General features: G+C 43.2%; 13 protein-coding genes and 1 pseudogene. 5 read left to right on the forward strand and 9 right to left on the reverse strand.

Translation table 11 applies throughout. The features are described from left to right. The first annotated feature begins 89 nt into the window (after positions 1-89). Together QUA88_RS12470 and QUA88_RS12475 are read left to right on the forward strand one after the other, a co-directional pair. Complete coding sequence (locus QUA88_RS12470; protein WP_333271927.1) at positions 90-1,349, forward strand: ISAs1 family transposase; 1,260 nt, start codon at positions 90-92, stop codon at positions 1,347-1,349. 107 nt (positions 1,350-1,456) lie between these two features. Beyond that, positions 1,457-1,879 (forward strand): annotated as a pseudogene (locus QUA88_RS12475) (ISAzo13-like element transposase-related protein); the annotation flags it as partial. A gap of 75 nt (positions 1,880-1,954) precedes the next feature. On the opposite strand, the gene QUA88_RS12480 reads toward QUA88_RS12475, so the two are convergent. The 5 genes from QUA88_RS12480 to QUA88_RS12500 form a co-directional block, all read right to left on the reverse strand. Further along, positions 1,955-2,743 (reverse strand): class II glutamine amidotransferase, encoded by a 789-nt coding sequence (locus QUA88_RS12480; protein ID WP_333053638.1) that lies wholly within the window; start codon positions 2,741-2,743, stop codon positions 1,955-1,957. 291 nt (positions 2,744-3,034) lie between these two features. Beyond that, positions 3,035-3,931 carry a thermonuclease family protein gene (locus QUA88_RS12485; RefSeq protein WP_333053639.1) on the reverse strand — a complete coding sequence of 299 codons (897 nt, stop codon included), beginning with the start codon at positions 3,929-3,931 and terminating at the stop codon, positions 3,035-3,037. Positions 3,932-4,027: 96 nt separating this feature from the next. Further along, positions 4,028-4,606 carry an ACP phosphodiesterase gene (locus tag QUA88_RS12490; protein ID WP_333053640.1) on the reverse strand — a complete coding sequence of 193 codons (579 nt, stop codon included), beginning with the start codon at positions 4,604-4,606 and terminating at the stop codon, positions 4,028-4,030. Positions 4,607-4,609: 3 nt separating this feature from the next. Continuing rightward, complete coding sequence (locus tag QUA88_RS12495) at positions 4,610-4,945, reverse strand: XisI protein (RefSeq protein WP_190740648.1); 336 nt, start codon at positions 4,943-4,945, stop codon at positions 4,610-4,612. Beyond that, a complete protein-coding gene (locus tag QUA88_RS12500) occupies positions 4,933-5,349 on the reverse strand; it encodes an element excision factor XisH family protein (protein ID WP_333053641.1) in 417 nt (138 codons plus the stop codon). Before QUA88_RS12500 ends, QUA88_RS12495 begins: the two co-directional genes overlap by 13 nt. 91 nt (positions 5,350-5,440) lie before the next feature. Here QUA88_RS12500 and QUA88_RS12505 point away from each other — a divergent pair, with 91 nt between their 5' ends. Continuing rightward, entirely contained in the window at positions 5,441-5,728 is a 288-nt protein-coding gene (locus tag QUA88_RS12505; RefSeq protein ID WP_333202092.1) for a hypothetical protein, read from the forward strand. A 103-nt stretch (positions 5,729-5,831) separates the two neighbouring features. Here QUA88_RS12505 and acs read toward each other — a convergent pair whose 3' ends face one another. From acs to QUA88_RS12520, 3 genes are all read right to left on the reverse strand, one after another. Then, entirely contained in the window at positions 5,832-7,802 is a 1,971-nt protein-coding gene (gene acs, locus QUA88_RS12510; RefSeq protein WP_333053648.1) for an acetate--CoA ligase, read from the reverse strand. A gap of 121 nt (positions 7,803-7,923) precedes the next feature. Further along, the gene (locus tag QUA88_RS12515; RefSeq protein WP_333053649.1) at positions 7,924-8,286 is read right to left on the reverse strand and encodes a DUF5615 family PIN-like protein; all 363 of its coding nucleotides are present in this window, start codon (positions 8,284-8,286) and stop codon (positions 7,924-7,926) included. Next, positions 8,264-8,779: a DUF433 domain-containing protein gene (locus QUA88_RS12520; RefSeq protein ID WP_445243013.1), complete on the reverse strand. Its 516-nt coding sequence runs from the start codon at positions 8,777-8,779 to the stop codon at positions 8,264-8,266. The genes QUA88_RS12515 and QUA88_RS12520 overlap by 23 nt, the downstream gene beginning before the upstream one ends. 105 nt (positions 8,780-8,884) lie before the next feature. Between QUA88_RS12520 and QUA88_RS12525 the strand changes: the two genes are divergently transcribed. Continuing rightward, the gene (locus QUA88_RS12525) at positions 8,885-9,565 is read left to right on the forward strand and encodes a restriction endonuclease subunit R (protein ID WP_333053650.1); all 681 of its coding nucleotides are present in this window, start codon (positions 8,885-8,887) and stop codon (positions 9,563-9,565) included. A gap of 233 nt (positions 9,566-9,798) precedes the next feature. Beyond that, complete coding sequence (galT, locus tag QUA88_RS12530) at positions 9,799-10,845, forward strand: galactose-1-phosphate uridylyltransferase (RefSeq protein WP_333053651.1); 1,047 nt, start codon at positions 9,799-9,801, stop codon at positions 10,843-10,845. Between the two features lie 246 nt (positions 10,846-11,091). Here galT and QUA88_RS12535 read toward each other — a convergent pair whose 3' ends face one another. Beyond that, on the reverse strand, positions 11,092-11,376 hold the full coding sequence (locus QUA88_RS12535; RefSeq protein ID WP_333053652.1) for a hypothetical protein: 285 nt from the start codon (positions 11,374-11,376) through the stop codon (positions 11,092-11,094).

Here is an 11,376-nt window from a genome sequence, read left to right on the forward strand (position 1 = left end):
GAGACTGTGTAGACAGCACACTTGACTCCTAACACAGATCAGTGAGATGACAGTAATACTGTAGTTGAAAATCTCAAAAAATACCCTATATGTTTCAAGGCTTTGACAACAAAACTGCCGATACTCAGAAAAATTTTCCTCCTGAGAGAAAGCTAACAGAAGTGGCAGATATCGCTTGTATTCAAAAAAGTTTAGTTCAGCACTTCCAAGATATTAAAGATCCCAGAGTGGAGAGAACGAAGAAACATCAACTCACAGATATCTTAGTAATTGCGATTTTAGCAGTAATTGCTGGAGCGCAAGGATGGGAAGACATGGAAAATTATGGCATTAGCAAAAAACAGTGGTTAGAAAAGTTTTTGGCATTACCTCACGGTATTCCCTCTGATGACACTTTTCGTCGGGTATTTGAGTTTATTAACCCAGAAGAATTGAATCGTTGTTTTCTTCAATGGGTAGAAACCCTTGTCACCAAGATGGGAGGAGAAATAATCCCCATAGATGGGAAGACCATTAGGGGTTCGTATGACCGAAATCAAGGTAAATCGGCACTCCATATTATTAGTGCCTGGTCGAGTGAACAACGTTTAGTTTTGGGACAGATGAAAGTAGAAGATAAATCTAATGAAATTACTGCTATTCCTGCATTATTAGAATTACTGGATATCACCGGTTCCATTATCACTATTGATGCAATGGGGACACAAACAGAAATTGCCAAAAAGATTATCGACAAGAAAGGAGATTACGTTTTGGCGCTCAAGGCAAATCATCCCACTCTCTACAATCAGGTTCAAGAATGGTTTGAAACAGCTTCTTCTCAGCAATTTCAAGGCATTGATGTCAGTTATGAAAAACGCATCGAAAAAGGACACCATCGCCGAGAAATTCGTCAAGTCTGGTCGGTTCCGGTTTCTGCAATTAATCATCTTTATCAACCCCGATTATGGGCAGGACTTCAAAGCGTTGTCATGGTTGTACGAGTCCGTCATCTCTGGAACAAAACTACCCGTGAGGTGCAATTTTATTTGACTTCTTTACACAGTAATGCTCAACTTATTGGTCTGGCTATCCGAAAACATTGGGGTATTGAAAACCAGGCTCATTGGACTCTTGACTGTACATTCGCTGAGGATGCTTGTCGCATTCGCTCTTTCCACAGTCCTCGGAATTTTGCTCTTTTACGACGCATCGCTCTTAATGCCCTCAATCGAGAACTGACTTACAAACGCAGTCTCAGACAAAAAATGAAACGCACTGCTATGGATAACGATTATATGATTCAAGTTCTCTTTTCTTGTTTTCTTGACCCTACATTAGATTCTTCTGAGTCCTTGTGTCAAGCCTAATTGAGATGCTCTTACCCTGAAAAAAATGGTGGAATAATTATGGTAAAGCTACCTACCCTAACGCTAGTTCTATCTTGGCAAAATGTGATGGGTGAGGTAGTAATAATGCTAATCATTATATTTTTAAATCAGATTTGCATAAATTAGTTAATGAAATAGGAATAGAGATCGGAATTGCTCATTATCCTCCTTATATATCTAAATATAATCCGCTCAAACATATAGCCTTTCTCAGAAAGATGAGGTACTCATGGGCATAGGGCATACCTCACTTTTTTAAGAACCGCTATAGACTTTTTCCTCATATTACCAGGGCTTGTCAAGGAGTAATTTTTACAAGTTTAGAATTAGTCAAAGCTCTCGTCGAAAAAACTCACACTAAAACGGGACTATCTGTAGCTGTAAATATCCTTAATAAAGTTTATAAAACTGGTAGGAAGGTAGCTGATAACTTCAAAAATACTATGCAAATTCTTTTTGACGAATATTTGCCCAAATGGAATTATCGAGCCGTACCCCAACCTGAGTAATTCATTAAATTATTTATTTTTCATTCCTTAGCAGGTTGGATGCTCTGTTTAGGCTTTAAATTTGTTTAAATCTCGTTAACTTAACTCCAGCAGCCCAGAAGAGACAGGCAAACCATCCTGAAATACCAGCAATTCTCCTGGCTGAATTTGCGTCCAAACTTCGTTATCAGTCAGCGGAAAAGTGGCAATAACAGCCACGCGATCGCCCTCATTGGTCAATTCCCGAAAATCGACTGTTACATCTTCGTCGATCGAGTGAGCGCTAGCAAAAGGTGCTTGTCGCACAATATAATGCAGATTAGTAGAACAGTGGGTGAACAAGTGTTCTCCATCCGAAAGTAAATAATTAAAAATTCCGTACTCTGCCAAACTTTTAGTAATTTCCTCCAGTACCGGGTAAATTTCCGCTACAGCAGGCTTACTTTGAGGAAAAGTAGAGCGCAGCTTTTCTAATATCAAACAGAATGCTTTTTCGCTGTCAGTTTTGCCAACCGGTTTGTAAACTCCGGCACATTCTGGATAAAAATTTTCGAGATTTCCGTTGTGAGCAAACACCCAATAACGTCCCCATAGTTCCCGAATAAAAGGGTGGCAGTTTTCCAGAGCAATTTCGCCTTGCGTAGCTTTGCGGATGTGAGCAATGACGTTAGTTGAATGAATGGGATAGCGGCGCACTACTTCAGCAACCGGAGAAGCAATCGCAGGTTTAGAGTCTATAAAAAGGCGACATCCCAAACCTTCAAAGAAAGCAATTCCCCAACCGTCTTGATGAACGTCTGTTCTGCCACCTCTTGCAGAAAAACCCTCAAAAGAAAAGCAAATATCTGTTGGAACATTGCAGTTCATTCCCAGTAATTGGCACATAGCTTTTAAATTTCTGGAGTTTGGATAGATGTCGCAGCTATTGGCAGCTACAGATTGGCGATTATACTATTATAGTATGAATTGATTTAGCCTAATAAAAAAACACAATATTTTTTGATTTTAAACCGTCATGCTACTTAAAATTTAAAAAATGCGCGAAGCCAAGCTATCCCGTTCGTTAAGCGGGCCCGTTGCGGTAGGGAATCGCCCAAAATTCAATCGCGTTCCCCGGAGAACAGTCTTCATCGTTCCATTTGTCCTGCAATTTTGTTAATTAAATTTATGTAATATTCACTTTTGTGGGGGAAAGTCTGAAAGTTGTTTGATATCCTTCAAAACTATTTGAGGCTTCCCTTTGTACTGTTCTACCTTCCCACTGACATACACATATCCCCGTCCCAGACCCGCATAACGTTTCTCGATTAGCCGCTTCAAGGGAGCTCTTTCATCAGTTTCAGAATCCGGTATCCACAAATCTAATTTATGATACACCGAACCAGCATAAATTACAGCGCTGCCGCCGATCCTTTTAGTAATTCCCGCCTGCAAATCGCAGAAAATAGTAATAGATTTAGCTTTCTCAGAAGCCGCTAATATTTTCGGGTAGTCCAACCTCAAAGAAAGCGCTCCTGCGGTTGCTTCCGACAACCGAAATTCTTCAACAATCGAGCCTCGCATCGACCACCAAGGCAGTAAATTAGCATAGTTGCGAGAGGGGATTTTGGCATTGATAATCGGATTCCAAATCATCAGATTGTAAGCTTTTGCTGCCGATTCTGCCTCAGTCATTTGTCGGTGATACAATCTGGAGCGCCCGTATTTTACAAAGTAGGGACTCCAGCCTTCTTCAATCAGTTTAAGATTGTAATTTTCTCCGTCTTTATGTACGTAACAGAGGAGACGCCCGTAGTTGTCGCGGTGTTTTTGTAGAGCCACTTCAACCGAATCGTCTGTATCAAATTCTATGTCAATTTTAGCAAGTCCGCCATCTGCTGTCGCAAAGTATTTTTTAGCCATTTCCGTACCTGCTTTCCCCGCCGCAGTTACAGGTTTGGAGCCTCCCGGATGACTTTCTTCTGTATCGACGCAAATCAGCCGCAGAGACTCGGTTTTGCCGTTGAGAGAAATTTTGATGCTGTCGCCATCAACTACTTTAGTTATTTGCAGGTTCGGAATTCTGGTTGCCATATTTTGAACCCTGTTGCACTTGAGATTTCATGCAGGTATCGCTTGGAGTATACACGAGTTCGTTATCACTAGCAACTGTAATTTTTGTTGTTTGTATTAATATTTGTCAACTGTGGCGTATTTTATCAAGTCTGGGAAAAACTCTCGAAAATCTGATTCTAATCGCTGATAGTTAGCTGTCAAATCTTCTATGCCGCTTGCCAAGTTATTTGTCCGCTTGATTCGGGCAGACATTCTTGTAAGAGTGATGCCGATTTCGGCGATGTCCTGATAAGATGAAAGCAAGTCGCGGGCAATTATTGTGGGCAGCACCCGCTGGAGAGATTCAGGCAATATATCGCGGTTGTCTTGCAGGATTTTATAGACATGGCGAGAAAAATCGGGGAGCGGAATTTCTGAATATTCGAGCCAATTTTTAGCTAAGAAGTGGTCGTAAAACACGTCAATCAAAACTCCAGCAAACCTGCGTCTCTCGGCGCAAACAAGGCTTTTACTCGATCGCACTATTGCGTGAGAGTCGGTGTAGCTATCTACTTTGCGGTGCAAATCGATGCCTTTTCTAATTTCATCGGGATAAAGGTTGATTGCCGAACCTTTGACAAAATCTCCTAAGAGGTTGCCAATCAAGGATTCTGGCGTGCCTTTTGATAAGAATAGATGAGCCAAATAATTCATTAACTACACAACTGCATAACCTGTATGAGGTCTGACATCGGCGGGATGAAAACCTAAAACAATGGAATCCTTGGAAATTCCAGCAGCTACAAGTTCTTTTGTCACGCCGTATTCTGTCTCATCTCGCTGTACCCAAATCTTATCATCAATAATATCTATATGAACCAAACAGCCGTGAATTCGTTTGGCTTTATCCCAGCCTAAAGTAACTAGCAGGTAACAATCAGATTTTTCATCAAACACGGCTTTACAAATTATATCGCCATGAGAGTAAGGAATTTTTGTGTAAGGTTCGAGAACTGTTTTAATGGTGGTTCTAAAGTTAGCTAAAGTATCCATTTTACGATCGCCTCTTGATTTGGGTCGAATACAATCAGCTTGAGCTTTTCATCTTCAATCATTAATTGACCGATCGGTTCTTCAAATAGAGATTCATAGGTGATATCGCGAACAGCCAGATAAAGCGTATGTTCTGGATAAGTTCTCTGAAGCACAGATCGATAAATAGTAAATTGTCCGATCGCCTCTCTCAAGTCCTGCATTTCTGAATCGCTGACAAAGCTTTTGACTTCCACAGCAATTTTCTGTTCTCCTCGTTCTGCAGCCAGCACCTGTTTTGCTCCCAGATCCACATACATATCTTTTTTCCCCCATTTCAGATGGAGAGGATCGTGAGTAATTATCCACCCATCATTGAGGAGAGATTTTTTAACTGTATTGTGGTACAGGTCTAAAGCGGGCATAGAACAACACGAGCAATATAAGACTTCACGGTTATATAATAGCAAATTATTATGCAATTATCTTAAACCGCAACTACAAGGAGAAAGAATAATGGCTGTTCTGGAATGTGTAAAACCGGGTGCTAAACTAGGTCAAATTATTCTTGCCGTCGATCTTACTGTTGCCGGTGCTGTCGATCGCATTTTAGCAAAAATTCAAGACTTGGGATATGACCCAGAAATTCGTCATGTCAACTATCCGTCTGGAGTCCACGTCTTAGCAATTCTCAAAGACGAACAGCATTCTGAAGCAGTTGATGATGATTACTTGTTAGAGGATTGGCTACAGGTAAGGTCGCAAATTAACCCAGATGCGGTTCATCTGTGGCGCGGTAAATAAACCAATTAACAATTAAACCGCAGATAAACGCAGATGAGCTGATGGGAATTTCATCAGCGTTCATCCGCGTTCATCTGCCTACATCTGCGGTTACAAAATACCCCTACGCACCACCGCGCAACTTATCCAAAACCGTCCGATCTTCCAAAGTCGAAGTATCCCCAGAAACCTCTTGTCCCGCAGCCAAAGAACGCAGCAAACGCCGCATAATCTTCCCGCTTCGAGTCTTCGGTAAAGCATCAGTAAATCGAATTTCTCCCGGACGGGCGATCGCCCCAATTTCCTTAACAACGTGCTGCTTCAATTCCTTAGCCAATTCATCGCTAGGTTGCTGCGAGTTGTCCAGCGTGACAAAAGCCACAATTTCCTCACCTTTAATCTCATCCGGTTTACCAACAACCGCAGCTTCCGCCACCGCTGGATGCGATACCAAAGCTGACTCGACTTCCATTGTGCCGAGTCGGTGTCCGGCCACATTAATTACATCGTCAACGCGGCCCATTACCCAGAAATAACCGTCTTTGTCCTTGTGCGCGCCGTCCCCTGCAAAGTACACAAATTCGCCATCTTTCGGGTGCAAATATTCCCAATAAGTGCGGCGGAAGCGATCGGCATCGTTGTAAAGTGTCCGCATCATTCCCGGCCAAGGATGTTTCACCACTAAATAACCGCCGCTTTCGTTAGTTACTGGTTCGCCATCTTGGTCAACAACATCAGCCACAATTCCGGGGAACGGTAGGGTTGCAGAACCGGGTTTTGTAGGAATTGCACCGGGCAAAGCGGTAATCATAATTCCGCCGGTTTCTGTTTGCCACCAAGTATCGACGATCGGACAATTCGACTTGCCAATTACTCGTTGATACCACATCCAAGCTTCAGGATTGATCGGTTCGCCGACAGTTCCTAACAATCGTAAAGAGGACAAATTGCGCGCGTTGGGCAAGTGTTCGCCCATTTTCATGAATGTTCTGATCGCAGTAGGTGCAGTGTAGAAAACGGTGACGCCGTATTTTTCAATTACATCCCAAAAACAGCCAGGATTTGAAGGGCGAGGAGCACCTTCATACATTAAAGTTGTCGCACCGTTGGACAGCGGCCCGTAGACAATATAACTGTGTCCAGTAATCCAGCCGACATCAGCAGTACACCAGTAAACATCGGTATCTTGGAGGTCGAATATCCATTTGGTTGTCATGTGGGTATAAAGGTTATAACCACCGGTTGTATGGACGACACCTTTCGGTTTGCCGGTACTGCCACTGGTGTAGAGTACGAACAGCATATCTTCGCTGTCCATCGGTTCGGCGGGACAATTTGCCGATACACCTTTTTGCAAATCGTGCCACCAATGATCGCGCCCGGGTTCCATGTCAATTTTCTGTTTGGTGCGCTGAACTACGAGAACGTTGGTAACGCTGGGTGTGGCATTATTTGCTAATGCTTTGTCTACTTGTGTTTTGAGGCCGACGGCGGTATCTTTGCGGAAGCCACCGTCAGCGGTGATGACGAGTTTTGCTTGGCCGTCGTTGAGTCGATCGCGCAAAGCTTCTGCACTAAAACCGCCAAAAACAACGCTGTGTACTGCACCGATTCTGGCGCAGGCTAGCATGGCGATCGCAGCTTCGGGAATCATGGGCATATAAATGCCGACGCGATCGCCCTTTTGGACTCCCAATTGTTTGATGACGTTCGCCATTTGGCAGACTTCGCGGTGGAGTTGCGCGTAGGTGAGGGTGCGGGAGTCTCCGGGTTCGCCTTCCCAAATCAGGGCGGCTTTATTTTTGCGCCAAGTGGTTAAGTGGCGATCGAGACAATTGTAAGAAATATTAATTTTACCGTTGACAAACCATTTAGCAACAGGCGGCTGCCAGTCGAGCACGGTATCCCAGTTTTGGAACCAGTCTAATTCTTGGGCTGCAAGTTCTGCCCAGAATGCTTGGGGGTCAGCTTTGGCTTTGTCGTAGAGGGCTTGGTACTCTTCTAGGCTTTTGATGTGAGCTTTTTGGGAGAATTCAGCGGGCGGCTGAAATAGCCGTTTTTCATGCAGAATTGATTCGATGGTATCTTGCGACATTGCTTTTAACTTTAACTTCGGTTAGTCTTTTTAACTATTGTTTGCATAAGTTGGGGCAAAAGTATGTTTATTTTCCTTAAGACTTTGGGGAATTTTGTAAATGTTGGATCTGCATGAGAAATTAGAGCACTGGTAAATTGTAAATTCTATCTTCGTACTCATTCTCAAATGATGCTTCATAAATCAAAATCAGTTCGTCAATATTTTGACCAATACTCAGCTTGGAATTCAGGAGAAAGATTCCGGGAAGATGGCGATTTTGCTCTAAATGATCTGTTAAATGAACGGGCATAGAGCGGCGGTTGTTGGTAACAAGAATGAAATTGTGGATTTCGCACCAAATAAGAATTTCTGGATCGAGAGTCCCTTTAGAAGGTGCTGTTAGTTCTCCCACTGCTAGAACAACCAGATCGGGATTGCGTCTGCGAATTTGGCTAGGATAGGCAGGATCGACATTTTCATCAAAGAGATACTGGATTGCCATCAGCTTTTCTCCTTGCATCTCTTTCTGCTCTCAGTTTGCGAAGTTTTTCGGCCACAGGAGGAGGATTGCGGCGCTGTTCTTCTCGCATTTTTTCGCCCCATTCCAACCATTCGGTTATGTATTTACCGACTGCTTCTTTGTTGTGCAGGTAGTACAAAATGGTCGCATAAACTTGTTCGAGGGTGAGCGATGTATAAATGTTAGCTATTTCTTCGGGAGTTCGAGCGCGAAACAGGTATTCATAGAGAATGGTTTCGATGCCGATCCGGGAACCTTTGAGCCGAATATCGTCAGGTCTGAGGAAGTTGAAATAGTCTTCTAGTTGCGTGGTTTGGTGGTTGGCTTCATGAGATTGCTTCTCTTTATTAATGTCTGTTCCTTCTGGAACCAGCACAATTACTTCGGCTCGGCTGTTGCGATATAAATTGAGCGGTTCACCAACGCACAATTGTCCTCGATCGTCGATCGTTGCCATCACTTTAATTGCTTTCATACAATCTACCCGATTTACAGGAGCGATATCTGGTATGATTATATCATAACAAATCCGATGGTAATTCTTTTATAATTGACATAAACAGCCGATCGCACAAAAGCCATGACGCAAAATTTTGAAGCAAGCCAACTATCGCTAAATGACGTTCACCGCCTTCTCAAATTGGAAAGACAAACAGGAGGAGGATTTACTGATTTTTTCTCTCTGGAACCTCTGACGGATTTTGAACAGCAGGAATTATTGCAAATCAGCAATGACTTTTGGCGCTATCTAGAAGTGGGAAAGGTTTCTGAAGAATTGGTTAAGTTTTTGTCACTTTCACCGTTAATGAAATTAACGGGATTTTTTAAAGTTCCTGTGGTGCTGACAATGGAAGATAGCATCCCCATCGAGGTTGAGGATGCGGATACTTTAATTAAAGGCCGCTTGGATGTCTTAGCGGTAAATCAGCCGGATGCAGAGCTCGCGGCGGCACAGTTTTGGATTTTGGTAGTGGAGGCGAAAAATAGTGCGTTAGCGAAGCCCTCGAAGAGGATCGATCCTTGGGCCGGTTTGCCGCAATTGCTGACTTATGCTTATAAAAGTTTGCAGCAGCAATCGTCTGTTTGGGGATTGACCACGAATGGACGTAACTATCAGTTTGTGTATCTGACGCGGGGAAATCCTTGTACTTATCAGATTTTACCGGAATTGAATTTGATTGACCGAGAGCGATCGCTCTTGTTGGCCCAAGTGTTGAAAGCTATTTGCAAGTTGCAGAATGTGCAGTTGCAGTTGGCTTAATCTCTGCGGTTAAAAGCTGTGCTTCCCCGTACTGCCTAGACCGATATTCTGTACCACTTTAGTCCTAATCGGCCTCTATCGTCGATGGCAACCAACTGTTGTGAACTTCTGTTGGAAAAATGCTGGAAAATTTATAAATCAATATCTGTTAAAGAAATGCAATAGCTAGTGACATAATACCAATTATTTTATAGAATTATCAACGTTTAAACCCTGCAACTGAAGGTAAAAAAATGTCTGAACTTAGACAAAATTTAATTACCAGAGATTGGGTAATCATCGCCACCGAACGGGCGACAAGACCGGATCAATTCGCTAACAAAAAAAAGTCGGCTGCAGTAGTGCCCCCGCACCGTGCCGATTGCCCGTTTTGCGTGGGAAATGAGGAAGACGGAACCTTAGAAACTTGCCGTTTGGGCGATTCCCTACGGGATAGCTTCGCTTCACGCACGGGCTGGAAAGTCCGGGCAATTCACAACAAATATCCCGCCCTCTCCCCGACAGCCAAATGGATGAGGATATCATCGGGAATTCACCGCACGATGGCGGGAATCGGCGTGCACGAAGTAATTGTCGAACATCCGCGACACGATTTGACGACAGCTTTGTTGAGTGTTGAAGAAGTTGAAAACATACTTTTAGTATACCGCCAGCGCTATGTAGAAATTAGAAAAAATCCCCACATTGAAACTATTATTATCTTCAAAAATCACGGGGAAACTGCCGGAACTTCTCTCGAACACCCCCACTCGCAGATAGCAGCGACGCCCGTTGTACCCAGCCAATTTCGCAGCCGCATCGACGAAGCTATTAGATATTTTGATGACACCGGAGAATGTCTGTTTTGCCGAACTTTGGAAGATGAATTAGCGGCGGAGGAAAGAGTGATTTGTGAGAGTGAACATTTTGTGGCTTTTATCCCTTACGCTGCACTTTCACCGTTTCACACTTGGATTTTTCCGCGCCGACATTCCTCTTCATTTGATGACCTTACTGATGGGGAAATTACGGATCTTGCTGATACTTTGAAAACTGTACTGGCTAAGCTTTATTACGGATTAAACAATCCCGATTACAACTATACTATTCGATCGGCACCGATCGCCGAAGGGGGAACAAAATACTTTCACTGGTATATCGCAATTATTCCCAGAGTCACCAAGCAAGCTGGATTTGAGTTGGGCAGCGGGATGTTTATCAATACTGCTTTGCCCGAAGAAAGTGCAGCGTTTTTGCGATCGATCGAAATTCCTAGCGACAGTAATTTCCCCCCCATCTAAAGTATCCTACATCACAATAGGTCAAGTTTACTTAAACTGGGGGTGGAAATGCACCCAGCTATTCTGAGTTGCGAGTCTGCGTTGAGGGAAGAAATTGATATTATTTGAGATTTGAGATTAAAGAATTGGGCATAACGCATGATCTAATGGTTTAGATCACCGGCATAAAGTTGGATTCTTTTTTAAACTGCTATAACTTACGCTCTCAAATTATGAACGTACAAATACTTATGGATTTTACCAAACTCACAATAAACTTTCGACATACTGCCAGCCGTCGTCGCTAAAAGTAGCTCTCAACATATCTCTAATTTTAGCATCGATCGATAATATTCCCTCACCCGATTCAACATTCTCGCCGATTTCGCAACTGTCTTCAGACATATGTTCTTGGATGTGGGCCAGAGTATCAGCGAAATTAGCCAGAAAATAATGTTCGTGCACCCACGCTGTTGGATCTGGTATTGCTGCACTCCCAAAAGCTCGATCGACTAAATCTTTTTTGGCAACATCGTCAGTCTGGTTTTTCAT

This window comes from Microcoleus sp. D3_18_C2 (assembly GCF_036702395.1).
Taxonomy (GTDB): domain Bacteria; phylum Cyanobacteriota; class Cyanobacteriia; order Cyanobacteriales; family Microcoleaceae; genus Microcoleus.